20 protein-coding genes are annotated in these 19,338 nt (G+C 62.1%); 11 read left to right on the forward strand and 9 right to left on the reverse strand.

Features of this window, described 5'->3' with window-relative positions; genetic code table 11:
* Positions 1 to 35: 35 nt before the first annotated feature.
* Both QCBJ_RS17385 and QCBJ_RS17390 read left to right on the forward strand, forming a co-directional pair.
* Complete coding sequence (locus QCBJ_RS17385) at positions 36 to 593, forward strand: DNA-3-methyladenine glycosylase I (protein ID WP_012721460.1); 558 nt, start codon at positions 36 to 38, stop codon at positions 591 to 593.
* 42 nt (positions 594 to 635) lie between these two features.
* Entirely contained in the window at positions 636 to 1,523 is an 888-nt protein-coding gene (locus tag QCBJ_RS17390) for a lysophospholipid acyltransferase (RefSeq protein ID WP_012721461.1), read from the forward strand.
* 123 nt (positions 1,524 to 1,646) lie between these two features.
* Here QCBJ_RS17390 and QCBJ_RS17395 read toward each other — a convergent pair whose 3' ends face one another.
* The 5 genes from QCBJ_RS17395 to def form a co-directional block, all read right to left on the reverse strand.
* Positions 1,647 to 1,958, reverse strand: coding sequence for a tetratricopeptide repeat protein (locus QCBJ_RS17395; RefSeq protein WP_102061243.1), 312 nt, complete (start codon positions 1,956 to 1,958; stop codon positions 1,647 to 1,649).
* A gap of 140 nt (positions 1,959 to 2,098) precedes the next feature.
* Positions 2,099 to 3,472, reverse strand: a complete 1,374-nt coding sequence (gene trkA / locus QCBJ_RS17400) for a Trk system potassium transporter TrkA (protein ID WP_012721463.1) — start codon at positions 3,470 to 3,472, stop codon at positions 2,099 to 2,101.
* A gap of 22 nt (positions 3,473 to 3,494) precedes the next feature.
* The gene (gene rsmB / locus QCBJ_RS17405; protein WP_102061244.1) at positions 3,495 to 4,805 is read right to left on the reverse strand and encodes a 16S rRNA (cytosine(967)-C(5))-methyltransferase RsmB; all 1,311 of its coding nucleotides are present in this window, start codon (positions 4,803 to 4,805) and stop codon (positions 3,495 to 3,497) included.
* The gene (gene fmt / locus QCBJ_RS17410) at positions 4,802 to 5,755 is read right to left on the reverse strand and encodes a methionyl-tRNA formyltransferase (RefSeq protein WP_102061245.1); all 954 of its coding nucleotides are present in this window, start codon (positions 5,753 to 5,755) and stop codon (positions 4,802 to 4,804) included. Before fmt ends, rsmB begins: the two co-directional genes overlap by 4 nt.
* A gap of 69 nt (positions 5,756 to 5,824) precedes the next feature.
* Entirely contained in the window at positions 5,825 to 6,331 is a 507-nt protein-coding gene (gene def / locus QCBJ_RS17415) for a peptide deformylase (RefSeq protein WP_005783383.1), read from the reverse strand.
* 135 nt (positions 6,332 to 6,466) lie between these two features.
* On the opposite strand from def, the gene QCBJ_RS17420 reads away from it, so the two are divergent.
* From QCBJ_RS17420 to QCBJ_RS17430, 3 genes are all read left to right on the forward strand, one after another.
* Positions 6,467 to 7,258: a peptidoglycan-binding protein gene (locus QCBJ_RS17420; RefSeq protein WP_102061246.1), complete on the forward strand. Its 792-nt coding sequence runs from the start codon at positions 6,467 to 6,469 to the stop codon at positions 7,256 to 7,258.
* A 63-nt stretch (positions 7,259 to 7,321) separates the two neighbouring features.
* Positions 7,322 to 8,416, forward strand: a complete 1,095-nt coding sequence (gene dprA / locus QCBJ_RS17425) for a DNA-processing protein DprA (RefSeq protein ID WP_102061247.1) — start codon at positions 7,322 to 7,324, stop codon at positions 8,414 to 8,416.
* Positions 8,417 to 8,470: 54 nt separating this feature from the next.
* Positions 8,471 to 9,028 (forward strand): L-threonylcarbamoyladenylate synthase, encoded by a 558-nt coding sequence (locus QCBJ_RS17430; protein WP_012721468.1) that lies wholly within the window; start codon positions 8,471 to 8,473, stop codon positions 9,026 to 9,028.
* Positions 9,029 to 9,175: 147 nt separating this feature from the next.
* Here the strand turns inward: QCBJ_RS17430 and QCBJ_RS17435 are convergent, their stop codons facing one another.
* A complete protein-coding gene (locus QCBJ_RS17435) occupies positions 9,176 to 10,153 on the reverse strand; it encodes an NADPH:quinone reductase (protein WP_046035865.1) in 978 nt (325 codons plus the stop codon).
* 159 nt (positions 10,154 to 10,312) lie between these two features.
* On the opposite strand from QCBJ_RS17435, the gene hemF reads away from it, so the two are divergent.
* On the forward strand, positions 10,313 to 11,245 hold the full coding sequence (gene hemF / locus QCBJ_RS17440) for an oxygen-dependent coproporphyrinogen oxidase (protein ID WP_012721470.1): 933 nt from the start codon (positions 10,313 to 10,315) through the stop codon (positions 11,243 to 11,245).
* Positions 11,245 to 12,063, forward strand: a complete 819-nt coding sequence (gene aroE, locus QCBJ_RS17445; protein ID WP_102061248.1) for a shikimate dehydrogenase — start codon at positions 11,245 to 11,247, stop codon at positions 12,061 to 12,063. The genes hemF and aroE overlap by 1 nt, the downstream gene beginning before the upstream one ends.
* Positions 12,064 to 12,114: 51 nt before the next feature.
* Here the strand turns inward: aroE and QCBJ_RS17450 are convergent, their stop codons facing one another.
* The 3 genes from QCBJ_RS17450 to betC form a co-directional block, all read right to left on the reverse strand.
* Positions 12,115 to 13,683 carry a SulP family inorganic anion transporter gene (locus QCBJ_RS17450; protein ID WP_046035866.1) on the reverse strand — a complete coding sequence of 523 codons (1,569 nt, stop codon included), beginning with the start codon at positions 13,681 to 13,683 and terminating at the stop codon, positions 12,115 to 12,117.
* A 97-nt stretch (positions 13,684 to 13,780) separates the two neighbouring features.
* Positions 13,781 to 14,695 (reverse strand): choline ABC transporter substrate-binding protein, encoded by a 915-nt coding sequence (gene choX / locus QCBJ_RS17455; protein WP_102061249.1) that lies wholly within the window; start codon positions 14,693 to 14,695, stop codon positions 13,781 to 13,783.
* 18 nt (positions 14,696 to 14,713) lie between these two features.
* Positions 14,714 to 16,228, reverse strand: a complete 1,515-nt coding sequence (gene betC, locus QCBJ_RS17460) for a choline-sulfatase (RefSeq protein WP_046035867.1) — start codon at positions 16,226 to 16,228, stop codon at positions 14,714 to 14,716.
* Between the two features lie 103 nt (positions 16,229 to 16,331).
* Here betC and QCBJ_RS17465 point away from each other — a divergent pair, with 103 nt between their 5' ends.
* The 4 genes from QCBJ_RS17465 to QCBJ_RS17480 all read left to right on the forward strand — a co-directional run bounded on the left by QCBJ_RS17465 (position 16,332) and on the right by QCBJ_RS17480 (position 19,335).
* Positions 16,332 to 17,282, forward strand: a complete 951-nt coding sequence (locus tag QCBJ_RS17465; protein WP_064053161.1) for a LysR family transcriptional regulator — start codon at positions 16,332 to 16,334, stop codon at positions 17,280 to 17,282.
* Positions 17,283 to 17,313: 31 nt separating this feature from the next.
* Positions 17,314 to 17,643, forward strand: a complete 330-nt coding sequence (locus QCBJ_RS17470; protein ID WP_043204594.1) for a DOPA 4,5-dioxygenase family protein — start codon at positions 17,314 to 17,316, stop codon at positions 17,641 to 17,643.
* Positions 17,644 to 17,753: 110 nt separating this feature from the next.
* Positions 17,754 to 18,713: a 2-dehydro-3-deoxygalactonokinase gene (locus tag QCBJ_RS17475; protein ID WP_012721477.1), complete on the forward strand. Its 960-nt coding sequence runs from the start codon at positions 17,754 to 17,756 to the stop codon at positions 18,711 to 18,713.
* 1 nt (position 18,714) lies between these two features.
* Positions 18,715 to 19,335, forward strand: coding sequence for a 2-dehydro-3-deoxy-6-phosphogalactonate aldolase (locus tag QCBJ_RS17480; protein WP_102061250.1), 621 nt, complete (start codon positions 18,715 to 18,717; stop codon positions 19,333 to 19,335).
* Positions 19,336 to 19,338: the final 3 nt, after the last annotated feature.

Raw genomic sequence — 19,338 nt, forward strand, 5'->3', positions numbered from 1 at the left:
CCCGATTCGGCCGCGCCACCATCCCCTGGAGCCTTATGCCACGCTGCTTTTGGTGTTCTGAAGATCCGCTGTACATGGCTTATCACGATCAGGAGTGGGGAACGCCGCTGCGCGATGCGCAGGGTCTGTTCGAGTTGCTTTTACTCGAAGGGTTCCAGGCGGGCCTGTCCTGGATCACCGTTTTACGCAAACGCGAGCATTATCGAAAGGTCTTGTTCGGTTTTGATGCGCAGCGGTTGGCAAAGCTGACCGATGCCGAAATTGAAGCGTTGATGCTGGATCCGGGCATCGTACGCAATCGCCTCAAGCTGAACGCCACTCGCCGCAACGCCGCCGCCTGGCTGGCGCTGGAGGACCCGGTCGGGTTGCTCTGGTCCTTCGTCGGCGGCGTGCCCAAGGTCAATCATTTCAAGGACCGCAGCGAGGTCCCGGCGATCACGCCGGAGGCTGAAGCCATGAGCAAAGCCTTGAAAAAAGCCGGCTTTACCTTTGTCGGCCCAACCATCTGTTACGCGTTCATGCAGGCCTCGGGCATGGTCATGGACCACACCCAGGACTGCGACCGTTACGCGGACCTGGCCAACGCCGGTTAGAATGCCGGCTTTGCGCACCACACACACGATCAGGAGTGACCTGTGGAAAAGTTTAAAGGCGCCTTGCTGGTAGGCGCTCTTCGATTGTTTGCCTTGCTGCCCTGGCGCGCTGTCCAAGCGGTCGGTACGGCGATTGGCTGGATCATGTGGAAAACCCCCAACCGCTCCCGCGACACGGTGCGGATCAACCTGTCCAAATGCTTCCCCGATATGGACCCGGCTGCACGCGAGCGCCTGGTTGGCCAGAGCCTGAAGGACATCGGCAAGTCCCTCACCGAAAGCGCCTGCGCCTGGATCTGGCCGGCCCAGCGCTCCATCGACCTGGTGCGCGAAGTCGAAGGCCTGGAAGTGCTGCACGAAGCCCTCGCCTCGGGCAAAGGCGTGGTCGGCATCACCAGCCACTTGGGCAATTGGGAAGTGCTGAACCACTTCTATTGCAGCCAGTGCAAACCGATCATTTTCTACCGGCCGCCGAAGCTCAAGGCAGTGGATGAGTTACTGCGCAAGCAGCGCGTGCAGTTGGGCAACCGCGTAGCGGCGTCGACCAAGGAAGGCATCCTCAGTGTGATCAAGGAAGTGCGCAAGGGCGGCCAGGTGGGAATCCCGGCCGATCCTGAGCCTGCGGAATCCGCCGGGATCTTCGTGCCGTTCTTCGCCACCCAGGCACTCACCAGCAAGTTTGTGCCGAACATGCTCGCCGGCCACAAGGCGGTGGGCGTGTTCCTGCATGCACTGCGGCTGCCGGATGGCTCGGGCTACAAAGTGATCCTGGAAGCGGCGCCGGAAGACATGTACAGCACCGACACCGCCACGTCCTGCGCAGCGATGAGCAAGGTGGTGGAGCGATATGTCGGCGCTTATCCGAGCCAGTACATGTGGAGCATGAAGCGCTTCAAGAAACGCCCACCGGGTGAAGAGCGGTGGTACTGACTCACCGGCAGTACAACACCCATGTGGGAGGGGGCTTGCTCCCGATGGCGGTGGTTCAGTCATATAGGCATCGACTGACACCGCGCTATCGGGAGCAAGCCCCCTCCCACATTTGAATCCCACTCAGGCTTGGCGGTCGAGTTTTCTCAGGAACACCGTCATCTCTTTCTCGGCCTGTTTGTCGCCATGGGCCTGGGCCGCTTCGATACCCTTCTCCCACGCCTGTCGCGCGGCGTCACCGTCACTCTGCGCTTGGTGAGCCTTGCCCAACAACTTCCACGCCGCCGAATACTTCGGATCGAACTCGACGCACTTCTGCAAATGCTCCGCCGCCTTGGCGTTGTCCTTCAGGTCTAGATAACCCTTGCCCAAACCAAACCGCAGCAGCGCGTTATCCACACCCTTGGCGAGCATTTTTTCCAGGGAATCGAGCATTTATTGTCACCTTGAGCGAAAGAAGGCTGTTGTGGCGAGGGAGCTTGCTCCCGCTCGAGTGCGAAGCGCTCGCAAAATCTATGGGACTGCTACGCAGTCCAACGGGAGCAAGCTCCCTCGCCACAGTGGAATGCTCCGATTTAGAAGAAGCTCAATCCCACGTGGAACAGTTTCTCCACATCGCGGATATGTTTTTTATCCACCAGGAACAAGATCACATGGTCACCGGTGGCGATCACCGTGTCGTCGTGGGCAATGATCACTTCTTCATCACGAATGATCGCGCCAATGGTGGTGCCCGGTGGTAGGCCGATATCGCGGATTGCCTTGCCGATCACCTTGCTCGATTTCGAGTCACCGTGGGCAATCGCCTCGATGGCTTCCGCCGCGCCCCGACGCAGGGAGTGCACGCTGACGATATCGCCACGGCGTACGTGGGCCAGCAGGGTGCCGATGGTGGCCAACTGCGGGCTGATGGCGATGTCGATATCACCGCCCTGGATCAAGTCCACATAGGCCGGGTTGTTGATGATGGTCATCACCTTCTTCGCCCCCAACCGCTTGGCCAGCAGCGACGACATGATGTTGGCTTCGTCATCGTTGGTCAGGGCCAGGAAGATATCGGCGTCGGCGATGTTTTCTTCCATCAGCAGGTCGCGGTCCGAGGCGCTGCCTTGCAGTACGACGCTGCTGTCCAGGGTGTCGGATAAATGCCGGCAGCGTGCCGGGCTCATCTCGATGATCTTCACCTGGTAGCGGCTTTCGATGGCTTCGGCCAAGCGCTCGCCGATCTGCCCGCCACCCGCGATGACGATGCGTTTGTAGGTCTCGTCGAGGCGGCGCATTTCGCTCATGACGGCGCGAATATTCGCCTTGGCGGCGATGAAAAACACCTCGTCGTCAGCCTCGATCACCGTATCGCCCTGGGGCAGGATCGGGCGGTCACGGCGGAAAATCGCCGCGACGCGGGTTTCCACATTCGGCATGTGTTCACGCAGCTGCCGTAGTTGCTGGCCCACCAGCGGGCCGCCGTAATAGGCCTTCACCGCGACCAGTTGCGCCTTGCCACCGGCAAAGTCGATCACCTGCAGGGCGCCGGGGATTTCGATCAGGCGCTTGATGTAGTGGGTGACCACTTGCTCCGGGCTGATCAACACGTCCACCGGAATCGCATCGTTGTCGAACAGGCCGGCGCGGGTCAGGTAGGCCGCTTCGCGCACACGGGCGATCTTGGTCGGCGTGTGGAACAGCGTGTGGGCAACCTGGCAGGCTACCATGTTGGTTTCATCGCTGTTGGTCACGGCGACAAGCATGTCGGCATCATCCGCACCCGCTTGGCGCAGCACCGTCGGGAAAGACGCGCGGCCCTGCACCGTACGGATGTCCAGGCGGTCGCCGAGGTTGCGCAGGCGCTCGGCATCGGTGTCGACCACGGTGATGTCGTTCGCTTCGCTGGCCAAATGTTCAGCCAGCGTACCGCCGACCTGCCCTGCCCCAAGGATGATGATTTTCATCCGGTCACTCCCTTAAAACCATTCAGCCGCGCGCGGCGGCGATCTTGATCAGTTTGGCGTAGTAGAAGCCATCGTGTCCGCCTTCTTGCGCGAGCAATTGGCGGCCGTGGGGCTGCTTGATGCCGGCTGTGGTGGCAAGGTCCAGTTCCCGTGCGCCGCTGGTACGGGCGAGAAAGGCTTCGATCACCTCGGTGTTTTCGGTCGGCAAGGTGGAGCAGGTGGCGTAAAGCAGGATGCCGCCGACGTCCAGAGTCGGCCACAGTGCGTCGAGCAACTCGCCTTGCAGTGCGGCCAGGGCGGCGATGTCGTCGGGTTGGCGGGTGAGCTTGATGTCCGGGTGGCGACGGATCACACCGGTGGCTGAGCACGGCGCATCAAGCAGGATGCGCTGGAACGGTTTGCCGTCCCACCAGGTGGCAGTGTCGCGGCCGTCGGCAGCGATCAGCTCGGCGCTGAGGCCCAGACGGGCGAGGTTTTCCCGCACGCGTACCAGGCGCTTGGCTTCCAGGTCGACAGCGACCACCCCGGCCAGGTTTTTTTCGACTTCCAGGATGTGGCAGGTCTTGCCGCCCGGTGCGCAGCAGGCGTCGAGCACGCGTTGGCCGGGCGCCAGGTCGAGCAGGTCGGCGGCCAGTTGCGCCGCTTCGTCCTGCACGCTGATCCAGCCTTCGGCAAAGCCCGGCAGGCTGCGGACGTCGGCGGCGGCTTCTAATACGATGCCGTCGACGCTGTACACGCACGGCGTGGCGTTGATACCGGCAGTGGTGAGCAGTTGCAGGTAGGCGTCACGGCTGTGGTGACGACGGTTGACCCGCAAAATCATCGGCGGGTGCGCATTGTTCGCCGCGCAGATGGCTTCCCATTGCTCAGGCCAGAACGCCTTCAGGGACTTTTGCAGCCAGCGCGGGTGGGCGGTGCGCACCACGGGGTCATGTTCCAGCTCGGCCAGCAGCGCTTCGCTTTCGCGCTGGGCGCGGCGCAGTACGGCGTTGAGCAAGGCTTTGGCCCAAGGCTTTTTCAGCTTGTCGGCGCAACCGACCGTCTCGCCGATCGCGGCGTGAGCGGGTACGCGGGTGTAGAGCAATTGGTAGAGGCCGACCAGCAGCAGCGCTTCGACATCCGCATCGGCCGCCTTGAAGGGTTTCTGCAACAACTTGGCCGACAGCGCCGACAAGCGTGGCTGCCAGCGCGCCGTGCCAAAGGCCAGGTCCTGGGTGAAGCCGCGATCGCGGTCTTCGACCTTGTCCAACTGCGTGGGCAACGAACTGTTCAGCGACGCCTTGCCGTTGAGGACGGCGGCGAGAGCCTTGGCGGCGGCCAGACGTGGGTTCATTGGGCGACCACTCCAAGGACGGTGCCCAGGGCGAATTTCTCACGACGGCTGTTGAACAAATCGCTGAAATTAAGCGCCTTGCCGCCAGGCAATTGCAGACGGGTCAGGCACAGCGCTTGTTCACCGCAAGCGACCAACAGGCCGTCCTTGCTGGCGCCGATGATTTCACCGGGAGCGCCTGCGCCCTGGGCGAGGGTCGCGGCCAGCACTTTCAAGGCTTCGCCGTTGAGCGTGCTGTGGCAGATCGGCCACGGGTTGAAGGCGCGTACCAGGCGCTCCAGTTCCACGGCCGGGCGGCTCCAGTCGATGCGTGCTTCGTCTTTGTTCAGCTTGTGGGCGTAGGTGGCCAGGCTATCGTCCTGGACCTCGCCTTCCAAGGTGCCGGCAGCCAGGCCGGCGATGGCCTGGATCACGGCAGGCGGGCCCAGCTCGGCGAGGCGGTCGTGCAGGCTGCCACCGGTGTCTGCGGCGGTGATCGGGGTGGTGACTTTCAGCAGCATCGGGCCGGTGTCCAGGCCCGCCTCCATGCGCATTACGGTCACGCCGCTCTCGCTGTCACCGGCCTCGACGGCACGTTGGATCGGCGCCGCACCGCGCCAACGTGGCAGCAATGACGCATGGCTGTTGATGCAACCCAGGCGCGGGATATCCAGTACCGCTTGCGGCAGGATCAAACCGTACGCCACGACCACCAGCAAGTCCGGGTTCAGCGCTGCCAGCTCGGCCTGGGCCTCGGCGTTGCGCAAGGTCGGTGGCTGCAGCACGGGAATGTTGTGCTCCAGCGCCAACTGCTTCACCGGGCTCGGCATCAGTTTTTGCCCGCGCCCGGCCGGGCGATCCGGCTGGGTGTACACCGCGACAACGTCATGAGGGCTGGTGAGCAGCGCCTTGAGGTGTTCGGCGGCAAATTCGGGGGTACCGGCAAAAACAATGCGCAGTGGCTCGGTCATGGGAGGTCTCGGTTAAAAGCAGTCACAAAAGAAAAAGGCTTGCCGCAGCAAGCCTTTGGAAGGGGAGCATCAAGCTTGCTGGCGATGCTTTTTTTCCAGCTTCTTCTTGATCCGGTCGCGCTTGAGCGTGGACAGGTAGTCGACAAACAGCTTGCCATTGAGGTGGTCGCATTCGTGCTGGATGCACACTGCCAGCAGGCCTTCGGCGATCAGTTCGAACGGCTTGCCGTCGCGGTCCAGGGCCTTGATTTTCACGCGCAGCGGGCGTTCGACGTTCTCGTAGAACTCCGGCACCGACAGGCAGCCTTCCTGGTATTCGCCCATCTCGTCGGTCAGCGGTTCGAACTCTGGGTTGATGTACACCCTTGGTTCGCTGCGATCTTCCGACAGGTCCATGACCACGACGCGAAGATGCACGTTGACCTGGGTCGCGGCGAGGCCGATGCCCGGCGCTTCATACATTGTTTCAAACATGTCATCGACCAACTGACGAACCTTGTCGTCCACTACGGCCACCGGTTTGGCGATCGTGCGCAGGCGCGAGTCGGGGAATTCGAGGATGTTCAAAATAGCCATAAGCGTAATTGCTGCACATGTGAGGTAGAGGCAAATCGGCGTTGGGATGGACCCAAACAGCCGGTGTGAAACGTCCCGAAGCCGCGAAGGCTCTGGCATTTCACGCGAACGCACATAATAAAGGAGATTCACCCCATGAGGAAATCGCTACTCGTCTTGCTGCTGTGGGCCCCGCTTGCTATGGCCCCGCTTGCCATGGCCTTGGTGCCGCAGCCCGCCCAGCGCCTGGATCAACCGACGCAACAGGCCATCCAGCGCTTTTTACTGCATAACCGCATTCTTGATTCGCCCCACGACCTGGACAGCGCACCCTACATCGTCGCCGCGGATGCTGGCCGAGTGCTGGGCGCGAATGGCGAGCAGGTGTATGCCCGGGGCGTTCTGGACGCTTCCCAGCCAAGTTATGGAATATTCCGGCGAGGCAAGACCTACACCGACCCGCAAACCCGAGAGCTGTTGGGCATCAATGCCGACGACATCGGCACTGCCCGCTTCGTAACGGCGGGCGACCTCACCACCCTGGCCGTGCAGCGGGTCACCCAGGAAGTGCGCCCCGGTGATCGCCTGCTACGCGCGCAATCTTTCGTCGACCCGGCAACCCTTGCGGTCACGCCTACAGCGCCGTTCATCGAAGGGCAAATCATCGATATCCCCAAGGGTGTCACCCAGATCGGCGTACTCGACGCGATAACCCTGAATAAAGGCCGCCGCGACGGCTTGGTTGAGGGCCAACTGCTCAACGTGATCAAGACCGGCGCCAGCGTACGCGACAGCCTGACGGGCGCGCCAACCCAACTTCCTGATGAACGCGCCGGCACCCTGCTGGTGTTTCGCACCTACGAAAAGCTCAGCTACGCCCTGGTGCTCAGTGCCTCACGGCCGCTGGCCGTGACGGACCGTTTCGAGACTGCCCATCAAACACAATAAATAGCCTGCTAAATAAGTTACCAACAGAGTTATCCACAGCTTGTTCCGGTCAAGGATGATCAAATGAATCCGATAAACTGTCATGAAATATCCCCGTCAGAACTGGAAGCCCGACTACGCTTGCACAGGCTGCCTGAGCTGGGTCCGAAGCGTTTTCGCTTACTGATCGAAGCCTTCGGGTCTGCGTCAAAGGCCATCAGCGCGCCTGCCAGTGCCTGGCGTTCGTTGGGGGTACCAGCCATCAGTGCCGATGCCCGGCGCAGCCATGAAGTCCGCGACGGTGCCAGTGCGGCATTAGCCTGGCTGGCGTGTCAGGGCCAGCATTTGCTGATGTGGGACCAGCCGGACTACCCCGCGCTGCTCGCCCAGATTGATGACGCGCCACCGCTGTTATTTGTCGCTGGCGACCCTCTGATCCTGGAAAAACCGCAACTGGCGATGGTCGGCAGTCGCCGTGCTTCTCGCCCCGGCATGGACACGGCGGCTGCGTTTTCCCGCAGTTTGGCGAGCGCCGGTTTTGTCATCACCAGCGGTCTTGCATTAGGCATCGACGGCGCAGCCCATCAAGCGGCATTGGATGTGGGCGGCCAGACAATCGGCGTGCTCGGCACCGGGCTCGAAAATTTTTATCCACAGCGCCACAAACGGCTGGCGGCGGCGATGATTGATCAGGGCAGCGCCGTGGTTTCCGAGTTTCCCTTGGACGCCCCGCCCCAGGCCGGCAACTTTCCCAGGCGGAATCGGATCATCAGTGGCCTGTCCCTGGGCGTGCTGGTGGTGGAAGCCAGCATGGCCAGTGGTTCGCTGATCACTGCGAAACTGGCGGCCGAACAGGGGCGCGAGGTGTATGCGATCCCCGGCTCCATTCATCATCCCGGCGCCAAGGGCTGTCACCAGTTGATCCGCGATGGCGCCGTGTTGGTGGAAACCATCGAGCACATCCTGGAGGGCTTGCGCGGTTGGCAGGCGCTGTCGCGCCCTACGCCGATGCCGGTTGTGCATCCTCTGGTGGCGCTGCTGCACGCGGCGCCCCATACCAGTGAAGGCCTGGCGATTGCCAGCGGTAGGTCGTTGTCCCACGTGTTGGCGACCCTTACCGAGCTGGAGCTGGAAGGCCAAGTCATCTGCGAAAGCGGGCGCTGGCTTGCGCGCTGCTAGGTTTTGTAACGAAGATCGGTAAACTGCGCAGAGCTTTAGTCTGGAGAGTCAACAATGGTCAACCGGTGGCGTGTGCTGGAAACCGCACGAGAAATTCGCGCAGGCGCGGTGATTGCCTATCCAACCGAAGCGGTTTGGGGCCTGGGCTGCGATCCGTGGAACGAAGAAGCAGTGGACCGTTTGCTCGCCATCAAGAACCGTTCGGTGGACAAGGGCCTGATCCTGGTGGCGGACAACATCCGTCAGTTCGACTTCCTGTTCGAAGACTTCCCGCAGGATTGGATCGACCGCATGGCCAGCACTTGGCCTGGGCCGAACACCTGGCTGGTGCCTCATCAGGGCCTGCTGCCGGAATGGGTGACAGGTGTGCACGACACCGTGGCGGTGCGGGTCACTGACCATCCGCTGGTGCGGGATCTGTGCTCGCTGGTGGGGCCGTTGATTTCAACCTCGGCCAACCCTCAAGGCCGCCCGGCTGCCCGCACGCGGATTCGCGTGGAGCAGTATTTCCGTGGGCAGGTGGATCTGGTGTTGGGTGGCGCCCTGGGTGGGCGCAAGAACCCGAGCTTGATTCGCGATCTGGTGACGGGTGAGGTGGTGCGGCCTTCGTAGCGCTTTTGTGGCGAGGGCGCTTGCTCCCATTGGCCTGCGAAGCAGGCCCAAAGCCAGCGAATGCGGTTTACCTGAAGAAACATCATCGCCTGTTTTGGGGCCGCTTCGCGGCCCAACGGGAGCAAGCTCCCTCGCCACAAGGGGCCGTCAAGGCAGCAAAATTGTTGAGCCTGTGGTCCGGCGCCCCGACAACTCCGTCTGCGCCTTCGCCGCATCCGCCAGCGCATACCGCTGGTTGATATCAATGCGCACCTTGCCGCTCTTGATCATCGAGAACAGGTCATCCGCCATCGCTTGCAGGTTCTGCGGGTTGTTGGCATAGGTCGCCAGGGTCGGTCGGGTGACGTACAGCGAGCCTTTGGCCGACAGAATCCCCAAGTTCACCCCATCCACTGCGCCTGACGCATTACCGAAGCTCACCACGAGCCCACGTGGCGCCACGCAGTCCAGCGATGTCAGCCAGGTGTCCTTGCCGACGCCGTCGTACACCACCGGCACCTTTTTGCCGTCAGTCAACTCCAGCACGCGCTGTGCGACATCTTCCTTGCTGTAGTTGATCGTTTCCCAGGCACCGAGGGCTTTGGCCACTGCGGCTTTTTCCGGCGAACTCACGGTACCGATCAACTTCACGCCCAGGGCCTTGGCCCATTGGCAGGCCAGCGATCCCACGCCACCGGCAGCGGCGTGGAACAGGATGGTTTCACCGGCCTTCACTTCGTAGGTCTGGCGCAGCAGATACTGCACGGTCAGGCCCTTGAGCATGGCGCCGGCGGCTTGTTCGAAGCTGATGTCGTCCGGCAGGTGCACCAGATTGGCGGCGGGCAACACATGCAGTTGGCTGTAGGCACCCAGCGGGCCGCTGCCATAGGCCACGCGGTCGCCGACCTTGAATTGGGTGACTTCGCTGCCAACCGCGTCGACCACACCGGCGCCCTCTGCGCCCAACCCCGATGGCAATGCGGGCGGGGCGTACAGACCGCTGCGGAAATAGGTGTCGATGAAGTTCAGGCCGATCGCCTCATTCCGCACGCGCACCTGCTGCGGGCCCGGCTCCGCCGGGGTGTAGTCCACATACTCAAGCACTTCGGGGCCGCCATGGGCGCTGAACTGGATACGTTTTGCCATCTGCCTTCTCCTTGGGTCGAATTCGCGTAGCCCACTATCCCACTCCTAAGCTTGATCTTCGTCAACTGCGGCGCAATGGGGTGCAGTGGTATCCTGTGCGCCCATTTGCCGCCGATGCCCAATGGCCTCGCGTAGCTTTGCCCGATTCAAGGTGATGCCATGACTACCCGCACCGAGGCTGTAAAGGCCTACCTGCTTGACCTGCAAGACCGCATTTGCAGCGCCCTGGAAACCTTCGAGACGGACACTCGCTTTATCGAAGACGCCTGGACCCGGCCAGCTGGCGGCGGTGGTCGCACCCGTGTGATCGAAAACGGTTCGGTGATCGAAAAAGGCGGCGTTAACTTTTCCCACGTGTTTGGCAGCGGTCTCCCACCCTCGGCCAGCGCGCATCGGCCTGAGCTGGCCGGCCGTGGCTTTGAGGCCCTGGGTGTGTCGCTGGTGATCCACCCACACAACCCTCACGTCCCCACGTCCCACGCCAACGTACGGTTCTTCATCGCCGAAAAAGAAGGCGAAGAGCCGGTGTGGTGGTTTGGGGGCGGCTTCGACCTCACGCCTTACTACGGCAACGAAGAAGACTGCATCCACTGGCACCGCGTGGCCGAGCAGGCCTGTGCGCCGTTCGGTCCGGACGTGTACTCACGCTACAAGGCATGGTGCGACACCTACTTCCATATCAAGCACCGCAACGAACCGCGCGGCATCGGCGGCCTGTTCTTCGATGACTTGAACGAGTGGGACTTCGACACCTGCTTCGCCTTCATCCGCGCCATCGGCGACGCGTACATCGATGCTTACCTGCCGATCGTGCAACGCCGTAAGGCTATGGCCTATACCGAGCAACAGCGTCAGTTCCAAGAGTTTCGCCGCGGCCGCTACGTTGAATTCAACCTGGTCTACGACCGTGGCACCCTGTTCGGCCTGCAGTCGGGCGGGCGCACCGAGTCGATCCTGATGTCGCTGCCGCCGCAAGTGCGCTGGAGCTACGACTGGAAGGCCGAGGTCGGCAGCGAAGAAGCGCGCCTTACCGACTACTTCCTGCAAGACCGCGACTGGCTGGGCCTTACTGCGCCTAAGGCGGCGGTCTGATGGACCGTTATGTGGTGTTCGGCAACCCCATCGGCCACAGCAAGTCGCCGCTGATCCACCGTATGTTCGCCGAGCAGACCGGCGAGCAACTGGACTACAGCACCTTGCTGGCGCCTTTGGAGGATTTCACCGGTTGTGCCCGTAAGTTTTTTCGACAGGGTCGTGGCGCCAACGTCACCGTGCCGTTCAAGGAAGACGCCTACCGCCTGGCCGACATCCTCACCGAACGTGCTCAACGCGCTGGCGCGGTGAATACCCTGAGCAAGCGGCCCGACGGTAGCCTGCTGGGCGACAACACCGACGGCGCCGGCCTGGTGCGCGACCTCAAGGTCAACGCCGGGCTGAGCCTGCGAGGCAAGCGCATCCTGCTGCTGGGCGCCGGTGGCGCGGTACGTGGCGCGCTGGAGCCGTTACTGGCCGAGCAGCCTGCCTCGCTGATCATCGCCAACCGCACCGTGGAAAAAGCCGAGTTGCTCGCCGAGTTGTTCGACGATCTGGGCCCGGTGTCTGCCAGCGGTTTCGATTGGCTGCGTGAGCCGGTGGACGTGATCATCAACGCCACGTCCGCCAGCCTGTCAGGCGATGTACCGCCGATTGCCGGCAGCTTGATCGAACCGAGTAAGACGTTTTGCTACGACATGATGTATGCCAAGGAACCGACAGCGTTCTGCCGCTGGGCGACTGAACAAGGCGCGACGGTGGCGATGGATGGTTTAGGGATGTTGGTGGAACAGGCAGCGGAAGCGTTCTTCCTGTGGCGCGGTGTGCGTCCGAAGTCGGCGCCGGTGTTGGCCGAACTGCGCCGCCAATTGGCCTAACCTCAATTCAATGTGGGAGGGAGCAAGCCCCCTCCCACAGTTGAACTGCATTCAGTCTTGAAAGTGAATGGGGCATTGGTCGGCCCCTTCCAGTTTCCTCAACTCTTCCACCACTTGCGGCCTGGCCCGGCGCAACGTCAGGCTACGCCCCAAGCCCTTCAAGCGCCGCGCCTCCTGGTGCAGCATCTCCACCCCGGAATAGTCGATAAAGTTGATCTGCTGCGCCTCGATCACCACCCGCTCGCCTTGTAAACGTTGGAGGCGCACTTGCAGGTAGTGGCTGGCGCCGAAAAAGATCGAGCCGCCCACCCGCAACACATCCTCATCGCCATCGCGCCATTGCTGAACCCGTGGTTGCGAGGTGCGCTTGAGGTAGAAGAACAGCGACGCCAGCACCCCGGCATAAATCGCGGTTTGCAGCTCCAAGAGCAAGGTGGCGACGCACGTCAGGCCCATCACCACAAACTCGGCGCGACTGACGCGGAACAACGCACGAATGCCGCGATGGTCCACCAACCCCCAGCAAATCAGCAGGATGCTCGCGGCCATGCTCGGGATCGGAATGTGTGCGATCAGCGCCGCACCAAACAATGCGAACAACGCCACCCACAGTGCGGAAAACACCCCGGCCAACGGCGAGCACGCGCCCGCCTCATAACTGAGGCCCGAGCGCGTAAACGAACCGGCTGACAAGTAGCCGGAGAAAAAGCCGCCAACGATATTGGATAAACCCTGCGCGCGAACCTCTTGGTTGGCATCGAGCAATTGTTGCGAACGCGCCGACAGCGAGCGGGCAATCGACAGGCTGGTCACCAGCCCGAGCATGCCCACCGCCACGGCGCTGGGCAGCAGGCGCAGGATCATGTCCAGGTCCATCGGCAACGGGCTGAACGGCGGCAGCTTGCCAATAAACGAACTGACCAGCGCCACATGCCCGAACATCGCCGGCCACAACCACGCCACCAGGCTGCCCAACGCCAGCGCGATCAACAGCGTCGGCCAGCGGGGCACCAGGTACTTGAGCAGTGCGCCCACCAGTAGAGTCCCCAGCCCGAGGGCAAGGGATGCATGGTCCCATTCGCCGCTGTGGTGGATCAGCGCCAGCAGGCTATTGATCGCCGTGGCCTGGCTCGGCAGATCCAGCCCCAACAGGTTGGGCAACTGCCCCAGGGCAATCACCACGGCGGCGCCCAGGGTGAAACCGAGCACCACCGAATGGGAGACGAAATTCACCAGCGCGCCGAAGCGCAGCATGCCCAGCAGCCACTGGAAAACCCCGGCGAGGAAGGTGAGCAGCAAAATCAGGGTGATGTAGTCCTGGGAGCCCGGCACGGCCAAGGGACTGACGCTGGCATACAGCACAATGGAAATCGCCGCCGTAGGCCCGCAGATCAGGTGCCAGGATGAACCCCAGAGGCACGCGATCAGCACCGGGATGATCGCAGCGTACAGGCCGTATTCGGGGGGCAGGCCGGCGATCAGGGCGTAGGCAATCGACTGTGGCAACGCGAGAACCGCGCCACTGAGGCCGACGATTGCATCCCGGCCGACGCTGGCGCGGGTTTGGCGCGGGAGCCAGCTGAGGAAGGGGAACAGTGTGTGGCGGTTGGGCCGGGGCATCGCAGACTCGGTTTAAAGGTTTGGCGCAGAATATCAGTCCAGATCAGTTCCCGTGGGAGGGGGCTTGCCCCCTCCCACATCTGGATTGCATCACGCCTTAGAGTTTGGCTTTAACTGCAGAAAGTGCGTCTTTGCCGTCCAGTGTTTTTACACCCTCCAGCCACTTGTCCAATACCGCCGGGTTGGCTTTGATCCACGCCTTCGCCGCCTCGGCGTTGCTGACCTTGTTATTGGCCACCTGCGCCATGATTGCGTTCTCCATCTCCTGGGTAAAGCTCAGGTTGGTCAGCAATTTCCCTACATTCGGGCAGGCCTGTGCATAGCCCTTGCGGGTCAAGGTATACACACTGCCGGTGTCACCAAAATATTTCTCGCCACCCTTGAGGTAGTGCATTTTCAATTGCACGTTCATCGGGTGCGGAGTCCAGCCGAGGAAGGTCACGAATTTCTGCTTCTTAACAGCCCGTGATACTTCGGCGAGCATCGCCTGTTCGCTGGATTCCACCAGCTTCCACTGGCCGAGATCAAAGTCGTTTTTCTTAATGATTTCCTGCAACGAGATATTTGCAGGTGCACCGGAGCCGATGCCGTAGATCTTCTTGTCGAATTTGTCGGCAAATTTGTTTAAGTCGGCGAAGTCATGCACCCCGGCGTCCCACACATAGTCCGGCACGGCGAGGGTGAACTCGGTGCCGTCGAGGTTTTTCGCCAGTTGCACCACATCGCCATTAGCCACGAACTTGTCGTAGAAGCCTTGCTGCGCCGGCATCCAGTTACCCAGGAACACATCCACCTGGCCGTCCTTGAGCCCCCCGAAGGTGATCGGGACCGCGAGGGTGTCGACCTTGGCCTTGTAGCCCATGCCGGTCAGCAAAAAACCGGTGATGGCATTGGTGGCCGCGATATCGCTCCAGCCTGGATCGGCCATCTTTACCGTTTCGCAGCTGGCGTCCGCGTACACGTTGGCGCTACTCAGTACCAACATACCCAACACCACAGTTAACTTTTGCATGGCCTTCCCTCTGACTATTTATTGGTTTTGGCAGGGTTGTGGATAACGTGCCTTGCGCTCCAGGTCGTCGAGGTCGATGTGGTTGCGCATGTATTGCTGACTGGCGTCCACCAGTGGCTGGTGATCCCAGCTCTTCAGCTTGCCTTGGGTCAGTGCTTCAAACACCAGACGGCGGCGGCGTTGGCTGGCGAGCACCTGTTGGTGGATCGCCGGGATGTCCCATTTGGCCCGCGCCTCGTCCAGGAAGGCTGCAAACAGCGCCTGATGCGGCGGCGACTGGCTGAGTTCTTCCTGTTCCCGAGGGTCGTTGTGTACATCGAACAGTAGACAAGGGTCGTCTTCGCTGTAGATGAATTTGTACGCGCCACGGCGAATCATCATCAGCGGGCTGATGGTGCCTTCGGCCATGTATTCGCCGAACACCTCGTCGTGCCCGCCCTGCCCTTGCAGGTGCGGGACCAGCGAACGGCCGTCCAGCGGCAGGCGCGGGTCCAGCTCGCCGCCGGCCAGTTCCACCAGGGTCGGCAACAAGTCGGCGGTGGACACGGCTTTGGACACGCGGCCTGCCGCGAATTGCCCCGGCGCACTCACCAGCAGCGGCACGCGGGCGGCCATTTCAAACCAGTGCATTTTGTACCAGAGGCCGCGCTCGCCGAGCATGTCGCCGTGGTCGCCGGAGAAGATGATGATCGTGTCGTCTGCCAAGCCGGTGTCTTCCAGGGTTTGCAGGAGCTTGCCGACATTGCTGTCGATGTAGCTGCACGCGCCGAAGTAGGCACGGCGGGCATCACGGATCTTATCCACAGGCAGCGGCTTGTCCCACAGGTCGTAGACCTTGAGCAGGCGCTGGGAGTGTGGATCGAGGTCGCCCTGCGCAGGCGTTGTAGGCAAAGGGATGTCAGCGTCGTCGTACAGGTCCCAGAACGGCTTGGGAATCGTGTAGGGGTCGTGGGGGTGGGTCATCGACACGGTGAGGCAGAACGGCTGGTCGCCGTCTTCGCGGATATGGTCGAACAGGTACTGCTGGGCCTTGAACACCACCTCCTCGTCGAAATCCAGCTGGTTGGTGCGCACGCACGGCCCGGCTTGCAGCACCGACGACATGTTGTGGTACCAGGTGGGGCGCACGTCCGGCTCGTCCCAGTTGACGGCCCAGCCATAGTCGGCGGGATAGATGTCGCTGGTCAGGCGCTCTTCATAACCATGCAGTTGGTCTGGCCCGCAGAAATGCATCTTGCCCGATAACGCCGTGCGGTAACCGAGGCGGCGCAGGTAGTGGGCGTAGGTCGGCACATCGGCGGGGAAATCGGCGGCGTTGTCGTAGGCGCCGATCTTGCTCGGCAATTGCCCGCTCACCAGCGTAAAGCGCGAGGGTGCGCACAACGGGCTGTTGCAGTAGGCAGCCTCGAACACCACGCCCTGGGCGGCGAGGCGGCTCAGGTTCGGCAACTGGATCGGGGAAGGTCCGTAGAACGGTAGCATCGGCGCGGCCATTTGATCGGCCATGATGAAAAGAATGTTCTTGCGCTTCATGATCTATCGGGATTCCATAGGCGGTGTTTATGCGAATGAGCATGCAGCCCATGGAAAATGGGGTAAAGCCCACCCAAAGCAATGTCTAGGATAAGCACAGCTTATGTATGAAGCCCTCGGTGACCTGTCCCTCGATTTGCTGCGCGCGTTCGAAGCGGCAGCGCGTCACCGCAGTTTCACCGCCGCCGCGATGGAGCTGGGCACCACCCAGCCCGCGATCAGCCAGCAGATCAAGCGCCTGGAAGAACAGCTGGCGATCCGCCTGTTTGATCGCATCTACCGGGGCATCGAGCTGACCGATGCCGGCGCCCTGTTGTTCGAGCATGTGCAGGGCGGTTTGCAGGCCATCAACGCGGGCCTCAGCGCGATCACCCAGCAGGATCAGCACGAAGTGCTGCAAGTGGCCACCGACTTCGCGTTCGCCGCCTATTGGCTGATGCCGCGTTTGCATCGCTTTCACGCGGCCAACCCTCAGGTGGATGTGAGCCTGGTGACCAGCGAACGCAACCACGCCACGTTGCGCAGCGACATTGACGTGGCAGTGCTGTTTGGCGACGGGCGTTTCAAGCAGGGCGACAGCCTGTGGTTGTTCAACGAGGAAGTGTTCCCGGTGTGCAGCCCGCAGTGGCTGAAGGATCAGGCCACACCGCTGACTGTACAAAATTTGCACGATTTCCCCTTGCTGCACCTGCGCCAGGAAAATAACAGCCAGTGGTTCGACTGGAGCGGCGTGTTTCGCGAACTGGGCATCGCCACGGCGCCCACGCCCGGCCAACTGCGCTTCGACAACTACACTCTGCTGATCCAGGCCGCGATTGCCGGCCAGGGTGTGGCCATCGGCTGGCGCCATCTGGTGGATAACCTGTTGGAGCAGAACTGGCTGTGCCGACCGCTCAGCGACACCGTCATCTCGCGTTTCGGCTATTACGTGGTGCAGCCCCAGCGCAAACGCCGAGGGCAGTTGGTGGAGCGCTTTGTCGACTGGCTGGTGGCCGAGCAGGCCAGCAGCGCGCAGTCGCTGACCGGGCTGGCCCTGCCGTCGATTGCGGTCTAGCATCTGGCGCCTATTGGATTCGGAGTCCGTCATGCAACGTATCAAGGGTTACCACGCCCACATCTACTTCGACGCGAACACTATCGAACAGGCGCGCACCTTGTGCGAAGACGCCGCCAAGCTTTTCCCGCTGCGCATGGGGCGCGTGCACCAACGGCCGGTAGGCCCGCACCCGGACTGGAGCTGCCAGTTGGCGTTCGATGCCGAATACATCGGCGTGGTGCTGCCGTGGCTGGTCATACATCGCAATGGGCTGGTGGTGTTCCTGCACCCGGATACCGGCGATGACCTGAAGGATCACACCGACTATGCCATCTGGATGGGCGCCATGCGGGAACTGAACTTGTCAGCCTTTTCCTGACTCTCATTTCCAAATCATAATCCCTAAATATGGGATTGATATTTATATATTGAGACTTCCTCGCGCGTAGGTTTATATTCGCTGCATCCGCTCAGAACTCAGGTGAAGCGATGCAGGCGCAATTGATCGCGCTCGATTGGGGGACCAGCTCCCTTCGTGCTTATAAACTCGGCCCCGCAGGCGTGGTGCTGGAACAGCGCTCGCTGGCGTGGGGCATCATGCATCTGCCCAGCGAGCCACGGGTTATCGCTGGCGTTCACTGCAGCGATGGCTTCGAGTTGGCGTTCGATGCAGCCTGCGGCGATTGGCTCGACGCCGCGCCCACCCTGCCGGTGATCGCCTGTGGCATGGTCGGCAGCGCCCAGGGCTGGAGCGAAGCGGCCTACCGCAACACCCCGGTCGACGTGGCGAGCCTGGGCCAGGCCCTGCACCGGGTACGCAGCTTGCGTGGGGTCGACGTGCATATCGTGCCGGGTGTGATCGAGCAGGTTGGCTTGCCCAACGTGATGCGCGGCGAAGAAACCCAGGTATTAGGCGTGCTGCAAGGGCTGGGCGTCGATGGGTTGATCGGCCTGCCCGGCAGCCATTCCAAATGGGTCGAAGTGGTCGAAGGCTGCATCACCCACTTCGACACCTTCATGACCGGCGAGCTGTTCGCGGTGCTGAGCAAGCACAGCATCCTCGGGCGCACCCAGCAACCTTGCGAGCATTTCCAGGCCGAAGCCTTTGACCGAGGCGTGCACGTGGCGCTGTCGACGGACGGCGAGCGCGGTGTGCTGTCGACCCTGTTCAGTGCACGCACCCTCGGGCTCACTGGCGCACTCGCCCCCGACCAGCAGCCCGACTACCTCTCCGGGCTGCTGATTGGCCATGAACTCGCCGGCTTGCCCGGCAGCGCAAAACACACGCCGATCGTCCTGGTCGGCGCCGCTCCTCTCTGCGCCCGTTATCAACGCGCCCTTGCCCTTTGCGGCTTTGCCCACGTCAGCCTGGCGCAGGAAGCCACCGAGCGTGGCCTGTGGCAACTGGCCGTGGCGGCCGGGCTCACTCAACCTGTATCGGAGGCCTGACATGCTCAAGCAAGCACTCGCGCAAAACGGTTTGATCGCCATCCTGCGCGGCATCCGCCCGGACGAAGCCGAGGCCGTTGGCCAGGTGCTGTACCAGGCCGGGTTTCGCGTGATCGAAGTTCCGCTGAATTCGCCTGACCCTTACACCAGCATCCGCACCCTGCGCGACAGCCTGCCCGCCGATTGCCTGATCGGTGCCGGTACGGTGTTGCTGCCTGAGCAGGTCGAGCAGGTGAAGGCGGCCGGTGGCCAGGTAATCGTAATGCCTCACAGCGATGCCAAGGTGTTGCGTGCCGCGAAAGCGGCGGGGCTGTTCCTGTCGCCGGGCGTGGCGACGCCGACCGAAGCCTTCGCCGCATTGGCCGAAGGCGCCGACGTATTGAAGCTGTTTCCGGCTGAGCAAATGGGCCTGGCGGTGATCAAGGCGTGGCTGGCGGTATTGCCGGCCGGCACCTTGCTGCTGCCGGTGGGTGGCATCACCCCGGACAACATGCAGGTGTTCATCGACGCCGGCGCCAAAGGTTTCGGGCTGGGTTCCGGGTTGTTCAAACCGGGTATGACAGTGGATCAGGTAGCGAGCCGCGCCCAGGCTTATGTCGCCGCCTGGAAAGCCCTGAGCTGACTT

The organism is Pseudomonas sp. QC2 (assembly GCF_002859085.1).
GTDB classification, from domain to species: Bacteria; Pseudomonadota; Gammaproteobacteria; order Pseudomonadales; family Pseudomonadaceae; genus Aquipseudomonas; species Aquipseudomonas petroselini.